Origin of the sequence: Leifsonia tongyongensis, from assembly GCF_010686705.1 — a bacterium.
GTDB lineage: Bacteria > Actinomycetota > Actinomycetes > Actinomycetales > Microbacteriaceae > Diaminobutyricibacter > Diaminobutyricibacter tongyongensis.
On record NZ_JAAGWY010000004.1, the window covers coordinates 322554 to 344773 of the forward strand.

Genomic DNA, 22220 nt, shown 5'->3' on the forward strand with positions numbered 1-22220 from the left:
ATAACTCGAGTCGCAGAGAAGGTACCGCCCGTACTTTGAGAACTACACAGTGGACGCGAGCATCTTAGATTGATCCTTCGGGATCAATCACAAAAGATTTTAGGAACATCCTTTCGAGGATGTTCTGACTAATCATTGGTCAATTTTTCTTATGAGAAATCGATTCAAACTCATGTGATTTCAAGATTCTAAGAGCAAACGGTGGATGCCTTGGCATCTGGAGCCGAAGAAGGACGTAGTAATCTGCGATAAGCCTCGGGGAGTTGATAAACGAACTTTGATCCGAGGATTTCCGAATGGGGAAACCCCGCTGGGCCCGTAAGGTGACCCAGTGACTCCCGCCTGAATATATAGGGCGGGTAGAGGGAACGTGGGGAAGTGAAACATCTCAGTACCCACAGGAAGAGAAAGCAAAAGCGATTCCGTTAGTAGTGGCGAGCGAAACCGGAAGAGGCTAAACCGATCATGTGTGATAGCCGGCAGGCGTTGCATGGTCGGGGTTGCGGGACTTTTCAGCTGCTTCTGCCGAACAGCAAGGGTTAGAACGTTGTATAGACGAATGGCATTGAAAGGCCAGTCACAGAGGGTGCCAACCCCGTAGTCGAAATGCAGCAATCACCCGAGAAGTATCCCAAGTAGCACGGGGCCCGAGAAATCCCGTGTGAATCTGTCAGGACCACCTGATAAGCCTAAATACTCCCAGATGACCGATAGCGGACAAGTACCGTGAGGGAAAGGTGAAAAGTACCCCGGGAGGGGAGTGAAATAGTACCTGAAACCGTTTGCTTACAAACCGTTGGAGCCTCCTTGTAGGGGTGACAGCGTGCCTTTTGAAGAATGAGCCTGCGAGTTAGCGATATGTGGCGAGGTTAACCCGAGTGGGGTAGCCGTAGCGAAAGCGAGTCTGAATAGGGCGATTCAGTCGCATGTCCTAGACCCGAAGCGAAGTGATCTATCCATGGCCAGGTTGAAGCGACGGTAAGACGTCGTGGAGGACCGAACCCACTTCAGTTGAAAATGGAGGGGATGAGCTGTGGATAGGGGTGAAAGGCCAATCAAACTTCGTGATAGCTGGTTCTCTCCGAAATGCATTTAGGTGCAGCGTTGCGTGTTTCTTGCCGGAGGTAGAGCTACTGGATGGCCGATGGGCCCCAAAAGGTTACTGACGTCAGCCAAACTCCGAATGCCGGTAAGTGAGAGCGCAGCAGTGAGACGGTGGGGGATAAGCTTCATCGTCGAGAGGGAAACAACCCAGACCACCAACTAAGGTCCCAAAGCGCGTGCTAAGTGGGAAAGGATGTGGAGTTGCACAGACAACCAGGAGGTTGGCTTAGAAGCAGCCACCCTTGAAAGAGTGCGTAATAGCTCACTGGTCAAGTGATTCCGCGCCGACAATGTAACGGGGCTCAAGCACGCCACCGAAGTTGTGGCATTGACATTAGTGGTAGGCCTTCGTGGTCCAGCCGTGTTGATGGGTAGGAGAGCGTCGTGTGGCCAGCGAAGCGGCGGTGTAAACCAGCCGTGGAGGCTACACGAGTGAGAATGCAGGCATGAGTAGCGAAAGACGGGTGAGAAACCCGTCCTCCGAAAGACCAAGGGTTCCAGGGCCAGGCTAATCCGCCCTGGGTAAGTCGGGACCTAAGGCGAGGCCGACAGGCGTAGTCGATGGACAACGGGTTGATATTCCCGTACCGGCGAAGAACCGCCCAAACTAATCCAGTAATGCTAAGTGTCTGAATCCCCTTGATCGAAGCCTTCGGGCCTAGACGAGCGGGCCTAGCACACGACCCTATGTTGGTGCGGTTAGCGTATTAACAGGTGTGACGCAGGAAGGTAGCCGAGCCGGGCGATGGTTGTCCCGGTCTAAGTGTGTAAGCCGAGGGATAGGCAAATCCGTCCCTCATATAGGCCCAGGCACGATGGGTAGTCTTAATTGACGAAATCGGTGATCCTATGCTGCCAAGAAAAGCATCGACGCGAGGTTCCAGCCGCCCGTACCCCAAACCGACTCAGGTGGTCAGGTAGAGAATACCAAGGAGATCGAGAGAATCGTGGTTAAGGAACTCGGCAAAATGCCCCCGTAACTTCGGGAGAAGGGGGGCCTGATGCGTGAAGGGATTTACTCCTGGAGCGTTTGAAGGCCGCAGAGACCAGTGGGAAGCGACTGTTTACTAAAAACACAGGTCCGTGCTAAGTCGCAAGACGATGTATACGGACTGACGCCTGCCCGGTGCTGGAAGGTTAAGAGGAAGGGTTAGCTTCGGCGAAGCTCAGAATTTAAGCCCCAGTAAACGGCGGTGGTAACTATAACCATCCTAAGGTAGCGAAATTCCTTGTCGGGTAAGTTCCGACCTGCACGAATGGCGTAACGACTTCCCAGCTGTCTCAACCGCGAACTCGGCGAAATTGCACTACGAGTAAAGATGCTCGTTACGCGCAGCAGGACGGAAAGACCCCGTGACCTTTACTACAGCTTGGTATTGGTGTTCGGTGTGGCTTGTGTAGGATAGGTGGGAGACTGTGAAGCGGGCACGCTAGTGTTCGTGGAGTCATTGTTGAAATACCACTCTGGTCACTCTGGATATCTAACTTCGAACCGTAATCCGGTTCAGGGACAGTGCCTGGTGGGTAGTTTAACTGGGGCGGTTGCCTCCCAAAAAGTAACGGAGGCGCCCAAAGGTTCCCTCAACCTGGTTGGCAATCAGGTGTCGAGTGTAAGTGCACAAGGGAGCTTGACTGTGAGACTGACAAGTCGAGCAGGGACGAAAGTCGGGACTAGTGATCCGGCAGTGGCTTGTGGAAGCGCTGTCGCTCAACGGATAAAAGGTACCTCGGGGATAACAGGCTGATCTTGCCCAAGAGTCCATATCGACGGCATGGTTTGGCACCTCGATGTCGGCTCGTCGCATCCTGGGGCTGGAGTAGGTCCCAAGGGTTGGGCTGTTCGCCCATTAAAGCGGTACGCGAGCTGGGTTTAGAACGTCGTGAGACAGTTCGGTCCCTATCCGCTGCGCGCGTAGGAAATTTGAAAGGATCTGACCCTAGTACGAGAGGACCGGGTTGGACGAACCTCTGGTGTGTCAGTTGTTCCGCCAGGAGCACCGCTGATTAGCTACGTTCGGGATGGATAACCGCTGAAAGCATCTAAGCGGGAAGCCGGCCTTAAGATGAGATTTCCATGCCTTCGGGCGAGAGGCTCCCAGCTAGACTACTGGGTTGATAGGCCGGATGTGGAAGTGGGGACTAAAGACCCATGGAGCTGACCGGTACTAATAAGCCGATATCTTGATAATCATTACTCTCATACATGTTGTAAGGCTGGTATGAGGGGCCATGAGAATGCTTGCGTCCACTATGTGGTTCTCGATGTACGGTCGAGAACCGAACAATCAGCAATGATTGTCCGTTCACTTTGATACATCAATAGTGTTTCGGCGGCCATAGCGAGAGGGAAACGCCCGGTTACATTCCGAACCCGGAAGCTAAGACTCTCTGCGCCGATGGTACTGCAGGGGGGACCCTGTGGGAGAGTAGGACACCGCCGGACTTCTTTGTGAAATGGCCACCCAGTGATGGGTGGCCATTTTGCGTTTAAGTCACCCCAGAATTCATCGGGACACAGCCGTACGCTTGGAAAGCTGCGCCCCACAGATACAGGAGAAGACGTGAGCGACTCACCGTCAGACGAGCAGAAACCCAACCGCGAAGGCGACCGGCCCCAGCGGGACGGCCAGCGACGAGACAGCTCACGTCACACCGGTGACCGACCCCAAAGCGGGCGCACGCAGGGCGGACGCACCCCGGGCGGACCCGCCAAACGCTCCGAGTCGAAAGGTGCTCAGCCGTGGAAGCGGGACGGGAAACCGACCGACGCGAAGAGTGGCCAGCCGTGGAAGCGGGACGGGAAGCCGAGCAGCGGACCGCGGGACAACCACGGGGCGCGCGACGGCGACCGTGGGAAGAAGCTCTGGACGCGGGAAGGCAAGCCGGCACGCGGCGACCGGGATGCCCGTGACCACGAACGCGCCCTCACCGAAGAAGAGCGGCTTGCCCGCGAACTGCGGTCGGTGCGTACGCGGCACGACGACCCCGAGATCCCCGAAGCCATCCAGGCACGCGACCTCGACAAGGTCGCACGCGCTGAACTGAAAACCCTCAGCAAGGACAATGCGGACTGGGTGGCGCGCCACCTGGTGATGGCCGCACAGCTCATCGAAGACGACCCCGAGCTCGCCCACCAGCATGCGCTGTCCGCTGCTCGCCGCGCGGGACGTGTCGCGGTGGTCCGTGAAACGCTGGCGATCACGGCGTATGCGACCGGCGACTTCGGATTGGCGTTGCGCGAGCTGCGCACGTTCCGTCGCATCAGCGGGTCGAACGACCAGCTGCCACTGATGGTGGACAGTGAAAGGGGTGTCGGGCGCCCGGATCGGGCACTCGAGCTCGGGCGGTCCGTCGACCGGGCGTCCCTTCCCACCGAGGTACAGGTCTCCCTGGCGATCGCGATGTCCGGTGCGCGCCTCGACCTCGGACAGAACGACGAGGCGCTCGCGGAACTGGAGATACCCCAGCTCGACCCCAACCGGGCGTACTCGTGGAGCCCCGAACTGTTCCATGCCTACGGTGACGTGCTCGACGAGCTCGGCCGCGAAGAGGACGCATCCACCTGGCGTGACCGCGCGGCACGGGCCGAACAGGCGATGGGCATCGCACGCGGCACGGGAGACGAGGAGACGGTCGATGTCGTCGAAGAGGAGATCGAGCAGGACGAGGGCGACACGATCATCGAGTTCGAGGACGAAGACGTGGAGATCGTAGAAGGCGAAGACTGGCACGATGGCGATCTTCCGGCGACGCAGTAGCGACGGAGCGACACCGCTCGACGGCGTCGACGTCATCCTCGCCGACCTGGACGGGGTGGTCTACGCAGGTCAGCGGGCGATCCCGCATGCCGTGGAGAGTCTCAACGCGGCAGCCGAAACCGTGCGCGTCGGGTACATCACCAACAATGCGTCCCGCACCGACGCATCCGTCGCTGAACACCTCACCCAGCTGGGCCTCCACGTTCAGCCCAGCGACATCGTGACGTCGCCGCAGGCGGCCGTGCGGCTGCTCGCGCGACACGTGGCGCCGGCCTCGAGCATCCTGGTCGTCGGCGGGGACGGCCTCGTTCACGAGGTCGAGAAGGCCGGCTTCAGTGTGGTGCGCTCCGCCGACGACGAACCGGCCGCGGTCATCCAGGGCTTCCATCCGGACCTGGGCTGGAAAGACCTGGCAGAGGCTTCGTTCGCGCTGCAGCGCAGCACGGCGGAGGAGCGGCCCTGGGTCGCGACCAACACGGACTGGACCATCCCCGTCGCGCGCGGGATCGCCCCCGGCAACGGCACGCTCGTCTCCGCCGTCCACACCGCCACCGGACGACTGCCCCTCGTTGCCGGCAAACCCGAAGTCGCGATTTTCGAAGAGGCGACGGCGCGATTCGCCGCCACCTCGCCGCTCTTCATCGGCGATCGCCTCGACACGGACATCCTCGGTGCGAACCGTGCCGGAATCCCCTCCGTGCACGTGCTCACCGGTATCGACAAGGCCAAGCAGCTCATCGCCGCCGACGCGAACTCGCGGCCGACCTACATCCTCGCGGACCTCCGCGGGCTCGCGGAGCCGTACCCGACGACGCGTTTCTCGAAGGACAACTCGACGGCGACGGTCGGTGACGCCACCGTGCGGATCACCGGCAACGACGTGCTGATCGTGTCGGAAGGATCATCCGAGCTCAACCTGCTCCGCGCAGCCACCGCTGCGATCTGGGCATCCGGACGGGCGATCTACGGGCTCAACGTTCCCGAACAGCTGTACACCTGAGACCCGACGGCGCCGGCAGGCGCTAGCGTAGAAGACGTGACCTCCGACGACGAGACCCCGACTGCGATCGACGACGCCCTCATGCCGCGCCTGCGCGTCATCGAAGACCAGCCGCTGAGCACGCGGGCGGAGGCGTACGCGCAGGTGCACGACGAACTGCAGAAGCTGCTCGAGGGTGGGGACGTTCCGCGCACCCATGGCTGAGGCCAGGCTCGACGTCGCCCTGACCGAGCGCGGCCTCGCCCGCTCCCGGTCGCACGCGGCCAAACTGATCGCCGACGGCCTGGTGTCCGTCGACGGACAGGGCGTCGTCAAGCCGTCCGCCAAGGTCAACGACGACCAGCTCATCGAGGTCGCCGAGACCGATCAGTACGTGAGCCGCGGCGCCCACAAGCTCATCGGCGCGCTCGACACGTTCGGCGTCCCGGTACGCGGACGTGTCGCGATGGACGTCGGCGCGTCGACGGGCGGCTTCAGCCAGGTGCTGCTGGAGCGGGATGCGCGGCTGGTGATCGCGATCGACGTCGGTCATGGACAGCTCTCTCCTGAACTGGCGCGCGAGCCGCGCCTCCGCTCGTTCGAGGGTGTGAACGCGCGGACCCTCACCCCTGACGCACTCGCCGGATTGCTCGGCGAACCCATCCGGCCCGACCTCGTCGTCGGAGACCTGTCGTTCATCTCGCTGCGGACCGTGCTGCGCGCGCTCGTCGAGACGGCGGCTGAGGGCGCCGACTTCGTTCTGCTGGTCAAGCCGCAATTCGAGGTGGGGCGGACGGGCATCCGCGAAGGGATCGTCCACGACCCGGCGCTGCGGGCCGATGCCGTGGCGAACGTGCTCTGGTCGGCCCAGGATCTCGGGATCGGGACCGCGGGCATCGTCTCCTCCACAATCGTGGGCAGCCAAGGAAATCATGAGTATCTGGTCTGGCTGAGCGCGACGAAGGGCCGCAATCCGACAGAATGGTTGGACGACATCAACGCGATCGTGGGAGCGTGAAGCATATGGATGCACCGGCACGGTACATCCTCGTCGTGGCGCACACAGGCAGGCAGGATTCGCTCGATGCGGGAGTGGCCGTCTGCTCGCAGCTCCTCGAGGCGGGCGCGACGCCGGTGCTCAGCGCAGACGAGCGTCGTGACCTCCTGGCCGCCGAACCGAGCCTGGTCGAGGTCGCGGTACTGGGCACCGACGTTCGTGCTGAGGAGCTCGAGCTGGTCATCGTCCTGGGCGGCGACGGAACGATCCTGCGAGCGGCCGAACTCGTCCGCGGGTGCGGCGCCCCGCTGCTCGGGGTCAATCTGGGTCACGTCGGCTTCCTCGCCGAGAGCGAGCGCGACGACCTGCGCGAAGCGGTCGCACGCGGTCTCGCCAATGACTACACGGTCGAAGAGCGCATGACGCTCTCGGCGCGCGTCAAACTCGACAACCAGGTCGTCTACGAGAGCTGGGCGCTCAACGAAGCGACGGTCGAGAAGGCCAGCCGGGAGCGGATGCTCGAAGTCGTCATCGAGGTCGACGGCCGCCCGATGGAGAGTTTCGGCTGCGATGGCGTCGTGATGTCGACGCCAACCGGCTCGACGGCGTACTCCTTCTCTGCAGGCGGTCCGGTCGTCTGGCCCGGTGTAGCGGCGCTGCTGCTCGTCCCGCTGAGCGCGCATGCCTTGTTCGCGCGTCCACTCGTGGTCGACGCGGAGTCGTCGCTCGCGATCGAAGTGCTCGACCGGGCCGGCGGTGCGGGCATCCTGTGGTGCGACGGGAGACGGGCGTTCGACCTCCCTCCGGGTGCGCGCGTCGTCGTGCGGCGATCGCCGGTGCCGGTGCGGCTTGCCCGCCTGCATCCGGGGCCGTTCACCGACCGGCTCGTGCACAAGTTCAATCTCCCGGTGGCGGGATGGCGGGGGCCCGTCGGTCGTGAGTGAGGTGAGACGGTGATTGAGGAGATCTCGATCAAAGACCTGGGAGTGATAGCCGACGCGGCCCTTCCGCTCGGACCGGGATTCACCGCCCTCACAGGTGAGACCGGGGCAGGCAAGACGATGGTCGTCTCCGCGCTCGGCCTGCTGCTCGGTGAACGCGCCGACACCGGCGCGGTGCGGCTCGGCAGCCCACAGGCGTGGGTAGAGGGCCGCTGGCGCGTGCGCGACACGGGCGACATCGTCGACCGGGTGCGCGATGCCGGGGGAGACGTGGACCCGCTCGGTACGGGAAGCGCCGAGCTCGTCCTGAGCCGGTCGGTGTCGGCAGAGGGTCGCAGCCGTGCCGTCGTCGGCGGACGGAGCGCGCCGGTCAGCGTGCTCACCGAACTCGGCGAGCAGCTCGTCGTCGTGCACGGGCAGTCCGACCAGGTTCGTCTCCGATCGGCCGTGGCGCAGCGAGAGGCGCTCGACCGGTATGCCGGGGCCGCGCTGGCGACCGCACTCGAGAGCTACCAGCACGTCTTCTATCGCTGGAACGAGAATCGCGCCCAGCTCGAGGAGCTCGTGGCCGACCAGGACAGGCGTGCCCGCGAAGCGGAAGACCTGCGGCTCGCGATGGCGGAGATCGAGACGGTCGCCCCACAGCCGGGTGAAGACGACGAGCTCGCGGAACGGGCAGAACGCCTCTCCAACCTGGAAGACCTGCGGATCGCTGCGGCGAGTGCGCGCGAACTCCTCTCGGCCGAGGAATCGGAAGGAGCGGACGCGCTCGGCCTCCTCGACTCGGCCCGGCGCAGCCTCGAGAGGGTGTCGTCGCACGACGCAGAACTCGTCGGCGTCGCAGAAGCCATCGCGAACGCCAACTACCTCGTCTCCGACCTTGCGGCGCAGCTGTCGACATACCTGGCGGGCCTCGACACCGACGGCGCACGCGAACTGGAGATCGTGCAGGAGCGGCGTGCGGAGCTGACCACGCTCATCCGCAAGTACGGTCCGACGCTCGACGACGTCATCCGCAACCTGGAGACCGGCAGTTCGCGGCTCTTCGAGCTCGACGGGGACTCGGAGCGCATCGACCAGCTGCGGAACGAGGTCGACGACGACCGGGTGCTGCTCGAAGAGCTGGCCGCCGGGTTGTCAGCGCTGCGCGGGTCGGCGGCCGAACGGCTCGGCGCCGCTGTCTCCGACGAGCTCTCCGCCCTGGCGATGGCCGACGCCCGCGTGATCGTCCAGGTCGCCCAGCGCGACGAGTACACCGCGACCGGACGAGACCTGGTCTCGATCCTGCTGCAGCCGCACGCCGGCGCAGAACCGCGAGCGCTCGGCCGCGGCGCCTCCGGAGGTGAGCTCTCGCGCGTCATGCTCGCGATCGAGGTCGTCATCGCGGGCAGCGACCCGGTTCCCACCTTCATCTTCGACGAGATCGATGCGGGCGTCGGGGGAGCATCCGCGATCGAGATCGGCAGGCGACTCGCCCGGCTCGCAGAGAACGCGCAAGTGATCGTCGTGACCCACCTCGCCCAGGTCGCAGCCTTCGCCTCGAACCACCTCACCGTCGTGAAAGGCAGCGACGGATCGGTCACCGCATCGAGCGTGCGGCAACTGGGAGGCGAGGAGCGGATCGCCGAGATGGCGCGGCTCCTCTCGGGGCTTCCCGACTCCGAGAGCGGGCTGGCGCACGCGCGCGAGCTCATCGAGATGGCTTCGTCGTCGGTCTGAGCCCAGCGTGGTCTGATAGGATAAAAGCCCGTGGTGGATAAAACAGACGCGGGCAAATCGAACGGCACTACCAAGCACATCTTCGTGACAGGTGGTGTCGTTTCTTCGTTGGGCAAAGGCCTCACGGCAGCAAGCCTGGGCAATCTCCTGACTGCCCGAGGCCTCCGGGTGGTGATGCAGAAACTCGACCCCTACCTCAACGTGGACCCCGGAACGATGAACCCGTTCCAGCACGGAGAAGTCTTCGTCACCGACGACGGCGCAGAGACCGACCTCGACATCGGCCACTACGAGCGCTTCCTCGACATCAACCTCAGCCAGTCCGCCAACGTCACCACCGGCCAGATCTACTCCACCGTCATCGCCAAAGAGCGCCGCGGTGAATACCTCGGCGACACGGTGCAGGTCATCCCGCACATCACCGACGAGATCAAACGCCGCATGCGCCTGCAGGCCGGCGACGACCCGCAGCCCGACGTGATCATCACCGAGATCGGCGGCACCGTCGGCGACATCGAATCGCAGCCGTTCATCGAAGCCGCCAGGCAGGTGCGGCACGAACTCGGCCGGAAGAACTGCTTCTTCGTGCACGTCTCGCTCGTGCCGTTCATGAACGCCTCGGGTGAGCAGAAGACCAAGCCGACCCAGCACTCCGTCGCGGCCCTCCGCTCCATCGGCATCCAGCCCGACGCACTCGTGCTGCGCAGCGACCGCCCGGTCTCCGACTCCAACAAGCGCAAGATCGCCCTGATGTGCGACGTGGACGAAGCGGCGGTCGTCAACGCGATCGACGTGCCCAGCATCTACGACATTCCCACGATGCTCCACAACCAGGGCCTCGACTCCTACATCATCGACCAGCTCGGGCTCGACGCCGGAGACGTGCGATGGGACGGCTGGGCCAGCCTGCTGCAGGCCGTTCACGAGCCCAAACACGAAGTCACGATCGGCCTGGTCGGCAAATACATCGACCTCCCCGACGCGTACCTCTCCGTCACGGAGGCGCTCCGCGCCGGTGGCTTCGCCCACAACGCAAAAGTGAAGCTCAAGTGGATCGCCTCCGACGAGTGCGGCACGGCAGAGGGCGCAGCCCACCAGCTCTCCGACGTCGACGCGATCTGCGTGCCCGGCGGATTCGGTGTGCGCGGAATCGAAGGCAAAGTCGGTGCGCTGCGATTCGCACGCGAGAACGGCATCCCGGCCCTCGGCCTGTGCCTCGGGCTCCAGTGCATGGTCATCGAATACGCACGCCACGAGACCGGGCTGACCGGCGCATCCTCGTCCGAATTCGACCCGGACACCGAGTTCCCGGTCATCGCGACGATGGCCGAACAGGTCGAGATCATCGCGGGCGGCGACCTCGGCGGGACGATGCGGCTCGGGCTCTACCCCGCGACGCTCGCCGAAGGCTCCATCGTCTCCGAACTCTATGGCTCGAGCGAGGCGTCCGAACGTCACCGCCACCGCTACGAGGTCAACAACGGCTACCGCGAGCAGATCGCCGACGCGGGACTCTGGTTCTCCGGAACCTCGCCCGACGGTCACCTGGTGGAGTACGTGGAGCTGCCGCGGGACGTGCATCCGTTCTACGTGGGAACGCAGGCGCACCCCGAACTGCGGTCGCGGCCCAACCGGGCGCACCCGCTGTTCCGCGGGCTCGTCGGTGCGGCTCTCGACCGCCAGAAGGCAAGCCGGCTGTTCGAAGTCACTCAGGACGCCTGAGCCGGTGGGCGCTGGCGAGGCATTGTCCGACGAGGCGGAGACGCCCGACATCGTCGCGGCCGAGACGGTCTTCGCGGGCAAGGTGTGGAACATCCGCCGGGAGACCTTCCGGTACAACGGGGACGAGATCGTCCGCGAATTCGTCGATCACACCGGGGCCGTTGCGGTGCTCGCACTCGACGATGACGACCGCGCGCTCCTGATCAGGCAGTACCGGCATCCGGTGCGCACCCGCGACTGGGAGATCCCGGCCGGGCTCCTCGACCTGCACGGTGAGCCTCCGCTTGCGGCGGCGAAGCGCGAACTCGCCGAAGAAGCCGACCTCGAAGCCGACGACTGGAGCGTGCTCGCCGAGTTCTACACGTCGCCCGGCGGGAGCGACGAGGCGATCCGGGTCTACCTCGCGCGCACCGTGCGGGCGACGGCCCAGGTGTTCGACCGCACCGAAGAGGAGGCGGACATCGAGAAGCGGTGGGTCCCGCTCGACGACGTGGTGGATGCGGTGCTCGCCCGCCGCCTCCAGAATCCGTCGCTGGTCATCGCGGCGCTCACCGCTCGCACGGCACGCGAGACGGGATGGTCGCAGCTGGGCGCGGCCGACAGCCCCTGGCCGCGGCATCCGAAGCTCGGAGCCACACAGTCGTGAGTGTCGCGACGGCTGTGGACTCGTACCTGCGGCACGTCTCGATCGAGCGCGGGCTCTCCATCAACACCGTCGCCGCGTACCGCCGCGACCTGGGCGTCTACGCGGGCTGGCTCGCGGAGCAGGGCATCGACGACCCGGCAGCGATCACGCCTGCCGACGTGTCCGCTTTCGCGCGCCACCTCGGAACCCGCGAGGAGACACCGCTCACGGCGTCGTCGATGGCACGGATGCTCTCCACCGTGCGCGGCTTCCACCGGTTCATGCTCGAAGAGCAGCTGGTGCCCGCCGATGTCGCGCACGAGGTGAAGCCTCCGAAGCTCGCCAGCCGCCTGCCCAAGGCGATCACGGTCGACCAGGTCGCGGCCCTGCTCGCAGCCACCGACGGGGACGACCTCCAGTCGCTGCGCGACAAAGCGCTGCTCGAACTGCTCTACGCGACGGGTGCGCGCGTGAGCGAAGCCGTCGGGCTCAACGTCGACGACGTCATCGACGAGGACATCGTGAGGCTGACTGGCAAAGGATCCAAACAGCGGATCGTCCCGCTCGGCAGCTACGCCCGCGCGGCGCTCGACGCCTACCTCGTGCGGGCGCGCCCGGCGCTCTCCGTGCGGGGCACAGCCACGCCGGCGCTGTTCCTGGGGATGCGCGGGCAGCGGGTCTCGCGCCAGAACGCCTGGTTGATCATCCGCTCAGCAGCCGAGCGCGCGCACCTCGAGGCGGAGGTGTCGCCCCACACGCTACGCCACTCCTTCGCGACGCACCTGCTCGCCGGCGGAGCGGATGTGCGCGTGGTGCAGGAACTGCTCGGGCACTCCTCGGTGGCGACGACGCAGATCTACACGCTGGTCACGGCGGACACGCTGCGCGACATGTACACGACGGCGCACCCCCGCGCCCGCTGAGGCCACGCGGTCCCCGCAAAAAGGGGGCTTGCGGATCGCGGCGATGCGGCCCGCGAACCGGGGACACCGCCGATAGACTGTGCGTTTGAAGGACCGCACGAGAGGGACGAGGAACACGCAGGTGACGCGCAGCAACGAGGTTCGAGTAGAGCTCCCCGTCCTGGATGAAGCGTCCCTTCCCGCCCCGCTCGGCCCCACCGGCCGCACGCTGCGCTCGTTCCCTGTGCCGAAACCGCTGAAGAGCCACGGCCCGGCACGCATCATCGCGCTCTGCAACCAGAAGGGCGGCGTCGGCAAGACGACGACCAGCATCAACCTGGGCGCGAGCCTCGCCGAATACGGCCGCCGGGTGCTCGCCGTCGACTTCGACCCGCAGGGTGCGCTCTCCGCGGGTCTCGGTGCCCAGACCCACGACGTCACCACCATCTACGACCTGCTGCTGACGCGCACCAAAGACGTGAGCGAGGCGATCCAGCACACCTCGACGCCGGGGCTCGACATCATCCCGGCGAACATCGACCTGTCGGCCGCCGAGGTGCATCTCGTCAACGAGGTCGCCCGCGAGCAGATCCTCGCCAGTGTGCTGCGCAAGGTGAGCGACGACTACGACGTGATCCTCATCGACTGCCAGCCCTCGCTCGGCATCCTGACCGTGAACGCGCTCACCGCGAGCCACGGCGTGCTCATCCCGCTCGAATGCGAATACTTCGCCCTGCGCGGAGTCGCCCTGCTCATCGAGACCATCGACAAGGTTCGGGAGCGTCTCAACCCGGCCATCCAGCTCGACGGCATCCTGGCGACCATGTACGACTCGCGCACCCTGCACTCGCGCGAAGTGCTCGAGCGGGTCGTGGATGCGTTCGGCACCAACGTTCTCGAAACCGTCATCTCGCGCACGGTCAAGTTCCCGGATGCTTCGGTGTCCGCGACGCCGATCACCCAGTTCGCACCGGAGCACGCGGCCGCCGAGGCCTACCGGCAGCTCGCCAGAGAGCTGATCACGCGTGGCGCAGTCGCCTAGCCCGACAGGCTTCCGCGTCGACCTCGGCACCTTCGAGGGGCCGTTCGACCTGCTGCTCAGCCTGATCACCAAACACGAACTCGACATCACCGACATCTCGCTCAGTCGGGTCACGGACGAGTTCATCAGCTACCTGCGCGCCATCGACTCGGAGAAGAACCTCGACGAGGCGAGCGAATTCCTGGTGGTGGCAGCGACGCTGCTCGACCTCAAGGTCGCCGGTCTCCTGCCGCAGGGTGAACTGGTGGATGCCGAGGACGTGGCACTGCTCGAGGCGCGCGACCTCCTTTTCGCGCGGCTCCTCCAGTACCGGGCGTTCAAGGAGGCGTCGGCGTGGTTCCAGGCCGGCCTGGAAGCCGAGGCGACACGGCACGCGCGAACGGTCCGACTCGAGGACAAGTTCCGCCAGCGCACACCCGAGCTCGTCTGGACGCTGTCAGCCGACGACTTCGCGGCCCTCGCGACCCTCGCGCTGACGCCGCGGGAGCTGCCGACCGTCGGACTCGATCACCTCCACGCACCGCTGGTGAGCATCCGGGAGCAGGCGGCGCACGTCGTCGGGATGCTGCGCTCCGGCGAGACGCTGACGTTTCGCCAGCTGATCGCGGGCGCCGAGCAGAAAGGCGTCGTGATCGCGCGGTTCCTCGCGGTGCTCGAGCTCTACCGCCACGCGGCCATCGCGTTCGAACAGGTCGAACCGCTCGGCGAGCTCACCCTCAGATGGACGGCCGAACACTGGTCACAGGAGAATCTTGCTAACCTCGGAGCCGACTATGACGGATGACACACTGATCGTGAACGAGGTGGAGGCGCCGGCGGTCGAGATCGAGCGCGCGCTCGAAGCCATCCTCATGGTCGCCGACGAGCCGCTCAGCCTCGTGATGCTTGCCACTGCCGTGAGCGCGCCGGTCAAACGTGTGCGCGCCGCGATCGACGCACTGGTGCGCGACTTCGACGGGGAGGACGGCGGCGTCCGCCGCGGATTCGAGCTGCGCGAAGTCGGCGGAGGCTGGCGCATCTACGTGCGCAGCGAGTACGACGAGGTGGTCTCCGACTACGTGCTCACGCAGAATCCGACCAAGCTGTCGCAGGCGGCGCTCGAAACGCTCGCCGTGATCGCGTACAAGCAGCCCATCAGCCGGGGGGCGATCGCCTCCATCCGTGCCGTCAACGTCGACTCGGTCGTGCGCACGCTGCTCGGGCGCGGACTGATCACCGAACTCTTCACCGACAGCGAGACCGGCGCGATCAACTACGGCACCACCGACCTGCTGCTGACCCAGCTCGGGATCAACTCGGTCGACGAGCTGCCCCACATCTCGCCGCTGCTCGCCGACGGCGCGGACGGGTTTGACGGCGATGTCCGCTGACCGGGGCGGCGCCGGGGCTGGTGCCGGGGCTCGGGCTGGGGCGGCGTCGAGCGGTGCCGCCGGCGAGGGCGAGCGCCTGCAGAAGGTGATGGCGGCGGCCGGTGTCGCCTCCCGTCGTGTCTCCGAACAACTCATCTCGGCCGGCCGCGTCACTGTGAACGGCACGGTCGTGACCGAACTCGGCCGACGCGTCGACCCCCACCACGACCTCGTCGCCGTCGACGGGAGCGCCGTGCAGCTCGACCCCTCGCGCCGCTACCTGATGCTCAACAAGCCGGCCGGCGTGGTCAGCTCGATGCGCGACGAGCAGGGGCGTCCCGACCTCTCGCGGTTCACCGAGCCCTACGAGGAGCGGCTGTTCAACGTGGGGCGGCTCGACGCGGAGACGAGCGGACTGCTCATCCTCACCAACGACGGCGAACTCGCGCACGTGCTCGCGCATCCGTCGTTCGGAGTGATGAAGACCTACGTCGCACGGGTCAAGGGAGTCGTGACGCCGCAGACGATCGCGACGCTGACCCGCGGAGTCGTCCTCGAAGACGGACCGATCGCGGCGGACAAGGCGCGGCTGCTCGAACGCAGCGCGGCCACCCAGGACAGCCTGGTCGAGATCACCCTCCACTCCGGCCGCAACCGCATCGTGCGGCGGATGCTCGCAGAGGTCGGGCATCCCGTCATCGAGCTCGTCCGGCGCCAGTTCGGGCCGCTTCACCTGGGGACGCTTCGAGTGGGCCAGGTGCGTGACCTGACTAAGGTAGAACTCGGCCAGTTGCTCACGATCTCGCGCGAGAAACCGGCCGAACGCTGACGACCTGAGCGTGCTGCCGGGTCTCCCGACGTCGCCGGAAGGCGCACAGCTGGCACTGAGAGGCATCGTGAACGACACGTCATCCCGGCTCACCGGACCCGTCCGCGTCGTAGGCGCCGGCCTGCTTGGCGCCAGCGTCGGCCTCGGCCTCCGCGCACGGGGTGTGGATGTGGTGCTCGACGATGCATCGCCGGCCAACCTCAACCTGGCGGTCGACTACGGCGCCGGGCGTGCGAGCGACGGTGAAGAGTCGCCTGCGCTCATCGTCGTGTGCGTGCCGCCGGACGTCACGGCGTCGGTCGTGCTCGCCGAGCTGGCAGCGCATCCGGATGCCGTGGTCACCGACGTCGCAAGCGTCAAAGTCGCGCCGATGGCGGAACTCGAGGCGTCGGGCCGTGATATCAGCCGCTACGTGGGGTCGCATCCGCTGGCCGGACGGGAGCGAGGCGGGCCGAGCTCCGGACGAGCCGACCTGTTCGTGGGCCGGCCATGGGTCGTCTGCACCCGCCCGGACGTGTCGCGGGCGAGCGTGTCACTCGTGGAGGCCCTCGTGCTCGACCTGGGGGCGACGCCGATCGAGATGAACACGGTCGCGCACGACGCGGCGGTCGCCCTTGTCTCGCACACGCCCCAGATCGTGTCCAGCCTGATGGCGAAACGCCTGTCGGGCTCGTCGGACGCGGCGCTGGCGCTCGCGGGCCAGGGCGTACGCGACGTCACCCGCATCGCGAGCAGCGAGCCGGAACTGTGGGTGCAGATCCTCGGGGCGAACGCGCCCGCGGTGGTCGAGATCCTGCGTGCCTACCGCGACGACCTGGACCGGGTCCTCGCGGCTCTCGGCGACCTGGACGCCCCGGGCGCGCGCCGCTCGCTTGCCGAAGAACTCGCCGGAGGGAACGCCGGAGTCTCGCGCCTGCCCGGCAAGCACGGGCAGGACCGCCGGTTCGCATCCGTCGTCGTGATGGTCGATGACAAACCCGGTGAGCTGGGGCGGCTCTTCACGGAGATGGGTGAGATCGGGGTGAACCTCGAAGACCTGCGGCTCGAGCACTCGCCGGGCGCGCAGATCGGTCTCGCCGAGATCGCCGTGCTGCCCGAAGCGCTGCAGCGCACGATCGACGACCTGACCGCGCGGGGCTGGAGGATCGCAGGATGAGCGCCGCCGGCATGAATGCCGAGGGGCACAGCGCCGAGGGGCCCTGGGGCGACCTGGTGGTCGTCGCGGTCGACGGACCCGCAGGGAGCGGGAAGTCCAGCGTGAGCAAGGCGGCCGCACGACGGCTCGGGTTCGCCTACCTCGACACCGGCGCCGCCTACCGTGCGCTCGCGTGGTTCGCGCTGCAGCGTCGGGTGGATCCGACGGATGCGCGTGCCGTCGCCGACACCCTGCCGGACTTCGACTACCGCATCGGCACGGACCCGGACGGGTACCACGTGATGGTGGGGGAGCACGACGTGACCGACGCCATCCGCGACCCGGATGTGACCGCGGTCGTCAGCGCCATCGCACGCGTGCCCGAGGTGCGCGTGAGGCTGACGGAGCTGTTCCGCGCGATCATGGCGGGGACCTCGCGCGAGGGCATCGTGGTCGAAGGACGCGACATCACGACCGTGGTCGCGCCCGATGCACCTGTGAGAATCCTGTTGACCGCAGATGAACACGTTAGAATGGCGAGGCGTTCTGCCGAGCTGACCGGCCATTCCGCCGCAACGGTGGGGGAGCAGCTCCGCAATCGCGACCGGGCCGATTCCCGGGTCGTCGACTTCATGAACGCCGCCGAGGGTGTGACCACCGTCGATTCAACAGACCTCGACTTCGACCAGACCGTGGATGCGGTCATCGCAGTCGTCCAGAGAGAAGCCCATGCCTAAAGACATCGAACCAGACGAGTTCGAAGCGACCGAAGACGACCTCGTCGAACGCCTCACCGATCTCGACGAGGAACTCGCCCACCAGCGCGCCGAGGCCCTCCGCAGCGGGCTCGAAGACTACGAACTCGACGAGGGTGACCTCGACATCCTCGAAGCGGCCACCGACGACCCCAACGCGATCACCTACCTTCCGGCGCTGCCGGTGCTGGCGATCGTGGGACGCCCCAACGTGGGCAAGTCGGCGCTGGTCAACCGCATCCTCGGCCGTCGTGAAGCGGTCGTCGAAGACACTCCCGGCGTGACGCGCGACCGCGTCTCGTACAAGGCGGAATGGAACGGACGCCAGTTCACCATCGTCGACACAGGCGGCTGGGAGCCCGACGCGAAAGGCATCAACGCGTCCGTCGCGGCACAGGCCGAAGTCGCGATCGACCTGGCCGACGCCGTGCTGTTCGTGGTTGACGCCAACGTCGGTGCGACCTCGACCGACGAGCACGTCGTGCGGCTGATGCGCAAGACGAAGAAGCCGGTGTTCCTTGCGGCCAACAAGGTCGACGACGCGCGGCAGGAGCCGAATGCGGCCGTGCTATGGTCGCTCGGGCTGGGCGAGCCGATGCCGGTGTCCGCGCTGCACGGGCGTGGCGTTGCCGACATGCTCGACACCGTGCTGAAGGTCTTGCCGCCCGTCTCCGCTGTCGCGAAGCAGGAAGTCGGGGGGCCGCGACGCGTCGCGATCCTCGGCCGGCCGAACGTCGGCAAATCCAGCCTCCTCAACCGGGCCGCCGGCGAAGAGCGGGTCGTCGTCAACGAGCTCGCAGGCACGACGCGCGACCCCGTGGACGAGCAGGTCGAGATCGCCGGCAAGGTGTGGCGCTTCGTCGACACGGCCGGTATCCGTCGTCGCGTGCACCTGCAGCAGGGCGCCGACTTCTATGCATCGCTGCGCACCAGCGCTGCGCTCGAGAAGGCCGAAGTCGCTGTGGTGATGCTCGACGTGTCCGAGCCGATCAGCGAGCAGGACGTCCGCATCATCGACCTCGTGCTCGAATCCGGCCGCGCACTCGTGCTGGCGTTCAACAAATGGGACCTGCTCGACGACGACCGTCGGCGGTACCTCGAACGCGAGATCGAACAAGACCTTGCCCACGTCGCGTGGGCGCCCCGGGTCAACATCTCGGCACGGACCGGGCGGCATATGGAGAAACTGGTGCCCGCCCTCGAACTGGCGCTCGAGTCGTGGGATACGCGCATCCCGACCGGCAAGTTCAACGCGTTCCTCGCCGAGCTCACGGCAGCGCATCCGCACCCCGTCCGTGGCGGCAAGCAGCCGCGCATCCTGTTCGGAACCCAGGCTTCGAGCCGGCCGCCGACATTCGTCGTGTTCACGACCGGGTTCCTCGACCCGGGCTACCGCCGGTACATCATCCGTCGCCTGCGGGAGATCTACGGCTTCGAAGGGTCGCCGATCAACCTCAACATGCGCGTGCGGGAGAAGCGCAAGCGCACCTGAGCCGGCCGCGGTCGCCGCTGCAGGCGCCCATCCGGGATCTTCTCGACCAGCGATACACGTCGGGCATCCATGAGCTCGTCGTTGAGATGCCGGGGGAAGATCGTCGCGATCCGTACGAGCGCGCGCCACGCACGCGTCTCCGCGGCATCCAGGCGCTCGACCCCGGCCATGTCAGTCGAAACGGTCTTCCCGGGAGAGCGTGATCGAGAGCCGGCGGAGGATGCGCGCGAGCTGCTGGGCGTCCTCGCGACTGATGTGGTCGAACAGGATGCGGCGCGCCCCTTCGACCTGCACGTCGTATGCGGGGCCGACCTGCTCCCGGCCGGTGGCCGTGATGGCGACGGTCGTGGCACGGCCGTCGGTCGCATCGGGGGTCTTCTCAACCCAACCGCGCCGGCGCAGCGTCTCGACGACGCGCGTCGTGCGGCTGGGAGAGAGGCCCACATCGGAGGCGAGCGTGCTCATGCGCAGCGTCGAGTCATCGGACTCGGAGAGGTGGAGGAGGATCGCGAACTCCTTGACCGAGATGCGGCGCGCATCCTCCATCTCGTTGTCGAGGTGGCGCGGGAGCAGATCGGCGACGTGGACGAGTGCGCGCCATGCGCGATCCTCCACGGTATCGAAAGGCCTGACCCCCACCATCGTCCCCACTCTACCTTCGGGGTCTTCACTCGCCCCGCTCCCATGAATATATAGTTGCACGCGCGAGCAAATAGTTCTACGCTGTCGCCATTCCCACCGACCGCCTTCGTCGAGGAGGGCCTCATGACCAGCGAACCCCGTCGCGATCCATTCACCGACCCGCTCCTGACGCCGGAGAACGCGGCGCTCGTGATCATCGACTTCCAGCCGACGCAGGTCGCCTCCGTGCGGTCGATGGACACCGCGCTGATGACGAAGAACGTGGTGTCGCTCGCGCAGATCGGCACGACCTTCGGGCTTCCGGTCGTCCTGTCCACGGTCAACGTCGCGAACGGGCAGCAGCCCACCGTCGCGGAGCTGAAGGCCGTGCTCGCCGACAGTCCCGAGCTCGATCGCACGCAGATCAACGCGTGGGAGGATGTCGAGTTCCGCGCGGCCGTCGAGGCGACAGGCCGTCGGAAGCTCATCATCGCCGCTCTGTGGACCGAGGCGTGCCTCGCCTATCCGACGCTCGACGCGCTGCGCGAAGGCTACGAGGTCTTCCCGGTGGTGGATGCGGTCGGCGGCACCTCCGCGGAGGCGCATCGCGCGGGGCTTCGCCGCATCGAGGCGGCCGGCGCCCAGCCCGTGAGCTGGGTCTCCGTCGCCACCGAGCTGCAGCGCGACTGGGCTCGGGCGGACACGGTCGCCCGCATCCGGGAGGTCGTCATCGTCGACCGGCTGCTCAAGGAATAGCCGCGCAGGAAATGGAAAGGAACTGAGATGGGCCACGAACAGGTCGTCCTCGACTTCATGGACGATGTGCTGAACAACCACAACCCCGCGAACGCGGGGAAGTACCTCACCGAGGGGATGGCGTGGCACGGCGGGACGGTCGGCACCGTCGCCGGGCGCGACAACGTCGCGGGACTCATGGGCGCCGTCGTCGGTGCCATCCCGGACCTCCACGCCGAGTTGCAGGACATGGCCGTGCAGGACGACAAGGTCGTCGTGCGGCTCGTCGTCACCGGCACGCTGCAGGGGGACCTCCTCGGCGTCACCGGGACCGGCCAGGCGGTGCGCTGGGACGCGATCGACTACTACCGCCTCGAGGACGGCCTCATCGCGGAGGAGTGGGCGGGCGAGGACTTCACCGCCTTCCTCAACACGAGCGGCGCGTACCGCGCGCCCTGGATCCAGTGACGCCATGGATGACGCGAAGACCGAGGAGCTGCTCCTCGAGTTCACCGGACACAACACCACGCGATCGATCAAGGCCTTCGCGCCGGAGGGCATCTCCCTCGAGAGCAATCTCGAGGGGGAGGCCCACGGCGTCTTCGACTCGACGTTCTATGCGACCTTCGACGCGCTCGCGAAGCCGGACGGCACGATCGAGTACGAGACGCGGCAGATCCACACGACGACCGACGGGCAGACTGTACTGATCGAGCTGTCGGGCACGAGCACGCGCGTGAGCCCGACGCAGAACCGGTTCGTGGGCCAGAACACCTTCCGCACCGCGTCCGAGCAGCTCGGCTGGCTGAACGGCATCACGGCACGCCACGAGGGCGAGTACGACCCGGTCGTCGGTGAACAACGTGTCCGCGTGTACGGCACGAGGTGAAAACCCGGCCTTGACGCTGTCGCGTGGGCGTACTGTGGGCGCACGGCGAGAGCGACGGAGCACGGGAGGCTGAACCGATGGACCGGCAGTACACAGGATCCGAGATCGATGTCTTCTACGACGCGGAGCGCTGCATCCACGCGCAGGAATGCGTCCGCGGGCTGCCGCAGGTGTTCGATCGGGGCCGCAGACCCTGGGTCCTCCCCGATGCCGGATCGCCGGATGCGATCGTCGAGACGATCCTGCGCTGCCCATCCGGCGCGCTGCGCTTCCATCGTGCTGACGGAGCCGACGAGGTCCCCGACGCCGAGACGACCGTCACTCCGCTTCCGGACGGCCCGATCTATGTCCGCGGAGCGATCACCGTCCGCCTCCCGGACGGATCGACGGAGAGCGTCACGCGCGCAGCCCTCTGCGGGTGCGGGCGTTCGGCGCGCAAGCCGTTCTGCGATCTGACGCACCTCGTGCCGGAGAGCTGAGAGGTCGTCGTCATTCCGGCCAGTCGCTGCCCTGGATGACGTCGACGAAGTCGCCGCGCTCGTAGCCCGGCACGAACTGCGCGAGCACGTCGGCGTTGACGTTCCCGAACGTCGTGTCGGGCCGCCGCACGTTACCTGCCGTGAAGG

General features: G+C 66.1%; 21 protein-coding genes and 2 rRNA genes. 22 read left to right on the forward strand and 1 reads right to left on the reverse strand.

Going from position 1 to position 22220, the window contains the following annotated elements; all coding sequences use genetic code 11:
- Positions 1 to 178 precede the first annotated feature (178 nt).
- From G3T36_RS17095 to der, 18 genes are all read left to right on the forward strand, one after another.
- Positions 179 to 3293: ribosomal RNA gene (locus tag G3T36_RS17095) — 23S ribosomal RNA — on the forward strand.
- A gap of 137 nt (positions 3294 to 3430) precedes the next feature.
- Positions 3431 to 3547: ribosomal RNA gene (gene rrf, locus G3T36_RS17100) — 5S ribosomal RNA — on the forward strand.
- Between the two features lie 118 nt (positions 3548 to 3665).
- Entirely contained in the window at positions 3666 to 4862 is a 1197-nt protein-coding gene (locus G3T36_RS19555; RefSeq protein WP_193571311.1) for a hypothetical protein, read from the forward strand.
- Positions 4837 to 5862, forward strand: coding sequence for an HAD-IIA family hydrolase (locus G3T36_RS17110; protein WP_163291048.1), 1026 nt, complete (start codon positions 4837 to 4839; stop codon positions 5860 to 5862). The genes G3T36_RS19555 and G3T36_RS17110 overlap by 26 nt, the downstream gene beginning before the upstream one ends.
- A gap of 36 nt (positions 5863 to 5898) precedes the next feature.
- A complete protein-coding gene (locus G3T36_RS17115; protein WP_163290748.1) occupies positions 5899 to 6066 on the forward strand; it encodes a hypothetical protein in 168 nt (55 codons plus the stop codon).
- Positions 6059 to 6859 carry a TlyA family RNA methyltransferase gene (locus tag G3T36_RS17120; protein WP_163291049.1) on the forward strand — a complete coding sequence of 267 codons (801 nt, stop codon included), beginning with the start codon at positions 6059 to 6061 and terminating at the stop codon, positions 6857 to 6859. The genes G3T36_RS17115 and G3T36_RS17120 overlap by 8 nt, the downstream gene beginning before the upstream one ends.
- 5 nt (positions 6860 to 6864) lie before the next feature.
- On the forward strand, positions 6865 to 7782 hold the full coding sequence (locus G3T36_RS17125) for an NAD kinase (protein ID WP_163291050.1): 918 nt from the start codon (positions 6865 to 6867) through the stop codon (positions 7780 to 7782).
- Between the two features lie 9 nt (positions 7783 to 7791).
- On the forward strand, positions 7792 to 9498 hold the full coding sequence (recN, locus tag G3T36_RS17130; protein WP_163291051.1) for a DNA repair protein RecN: 1707 nt from the start codon (positions 7792 to 7794) through the stop codon (positions 9496 to 9498).
- Between the two features lie 33 nt (positions 9499 to 9531).
- Positions 9532 to 11220 (forward strand): CTP synthase, encoded by a 1689-nt coding sequence (gene pyrG / locus G3T36_RS17135; RefSeq protein WP_420811056.1) that lies wholly within the window; start codon positions 9532 to 9534, stop codon positions 11218 to 11220.
- Between the two features lie 4 nt (positions 11221 to 11224).
- On the forward strand, positions 11225 to 11866 hold the full coding sequence (locus G3T36_RS17140) for an NUDIX domain-containing protein (protein WP_163291053.1): 642 nt from the start codon (positions 11225 to 11227) through the stop codon (positions 11864 to 11866).
- A complete protein-coding gene (gene xerD, locus G3T36_RS17145; protein ID WP_163291054.1) occupies positions 11863 to 12768 on the forward strand; it encodes a site-specific tyrosine recombinase XerD in 906 nt (301 codons plus the stop codon). The genes G3T36_RS17140 and xerD overlap by 4 nt, the downstream gene beginning before the upstream one ends.
- A gap of 160 nt (positions 12769 to 12928) precedes the next feature.
- The gene (locus tag G3T36_RS17150) at positions 12929 to 13789 is read left to right on the forward strand and encodes a ParA family protein (RefSeq protein ID WP_193571359.1); all 861 of its coding nucleotides are present in this window, start codon (positions 12929 to 12931) and stop codon (positions 13787 to 13789) included.
- Positions 13773 to 14573 (forward strand): segregation/condensation protein A, encoded by an 801-nt coding sequence (locus G3T36_RS17155; protein ID WP_163291056.1) that lies wholly within the window; start codon positions 13773 to 13775, stop codon positions 14571 to 14573. The genes G3T36_RS17150 and G3T36_RS17155 overlap by 17 nt, the downstream gene beginning before the upstream one ends.
- On the forward strand, positions 14563 to 15159 hold the full coding sequence (gene scpB / locus G3T36_RS17160) for an SMC-Scp complex subunit ScpB (protein WP_163291057.1): 597 nt from the start codon (positions 14563 to 14565) through the stop codon (positions 15157 to 15159). Before G3T36_RS17155 ends, scpB begins: the two co-directional genes overlap by 11 nt.
- The gene (locus G3T36_RS17165) at positions 15149 to 15967 is read left to right on the forward strand and encodes a pseudouridine synthase (protein WP_163291058.1); all 819 of its coding nucleotides are present in this window, start codon (positions 15149 to 15151) and stop codon (positions 15965 to 15967) included. Before scpB ends, G3T36_RS17165 begins: the two co-directional genes overlap by 11 nt.
- Positions 15968 to 16034: 67 nt before the next feature.
- Positions 16035 to 17123 (forward strand): prephenate dehydrogenase, encoded by a 1089-nt coding sequence (locus G3T36_RS17170; protein ID WP_163291059.1) that lies wholly within the window; start codon positions 16035 to 16037, stop codon positions 17121 to 17123.
- Between the two features lie 11 nt (positions 17124 to 17134).
- Positions 17135 to 17839 carry a (d)CMP kinase gene (gene cmk, locus G3T36_RS17175; protein WP_163291131.1) on the forward strand — a complete coding sequence of 235 codons (705 nt, stop codon included), beginning with the start codon at positions 17135 to 17137 and terminating at the stop codon, positions 17837 to 17839.
- Complete coding sequence (gene der / locus G3T36_RS17180) at positions 17832 to 19349, forward strand: ribosome biogenesis GTPase Der (RefSeq protein WP_163291060.1); 1518 nt, start codon at positions 17832 to 17834, stop codon at positions 19347 to 19349. The genes cmk and der overlap by 8 nt, the downstream gene beginning before the upstream one ends.
- A 171-nt stretch (positions 19350 to 19520) precedes the next feature.
- Here the strand turns inward: der and G3T36_RS17185 are convergent, their stop codons facing one another.
- On the reverse strand, positions 19521 to 19991 hold the full coding sequence (locus G3T36_RS17185) for a MarR family winged helix-turn-helix transcriptional regulator (RefSeq protein WP_163291061.1): 471 nt from the start codon (positions 19989 to 19991) through the stop codon (positions 19521 to 19523).
- A 123-nt stretch (positions 19992 to 20114) separates the two neighbouring features.
- On the opposite strand from G3T36_RS17185, the gene G3T36_RS17190 reads away from it, so the two are divergent.
- From G3T36_RS17190 to G3T36_RS17205, 4 genes are all read left to right on the forward strand, one after another.
- Complete coding sequence (locus G3T36_RS17190) at positions 20115 to 20726, forward strand: isochorismatase family protein (protein ID WP_163291062.1); 612 nt, start codon at positions 20115 to 20117, stop codon at positions 20724 to 20726.
- A gap of 27 nt (positions 20727 to 20753) precedes the next feature.
- Positions 20754 to 21173 (forward strand): ester cyclase, encoded by a 420-nt coding sequence (locus G3T36_RS17195; RefSeq protein WP_163291063.1) that lies wholly within the window; start codon positions 20754 to 20756, stop codon positions 21171 to 21173.
- Between the two features lie 4 nt (positions 21174 to 21177).
- Complete coding sequence (locus G3T36_RS17200; protein WP_163291064.1) at positions 21178 to 21594, forward strand: hypothetical protein; 417 nt, start codon at positions 21178 to 21180, stop codon at positions 21592 to 21594.
- Positions 21595 to 21671: 77 nt separating this feature from the next.
- Positions 21672 to 22073 carry a (4Fe-4S)-binding protein gene (locus tag G3T36_RS17205; RefSeq protein ID WP_163291065.1) on the forward strand — a complete coding sequence of 134 codons (402 nt, stop codon included), beginning with the start codon at positions 21672 to 21674 and terminating at the stop codon, positions 22071 to 22073.
- The last annotated feature ends 147 nt before the right edge of the window (positions 22074 to 22220 follow it).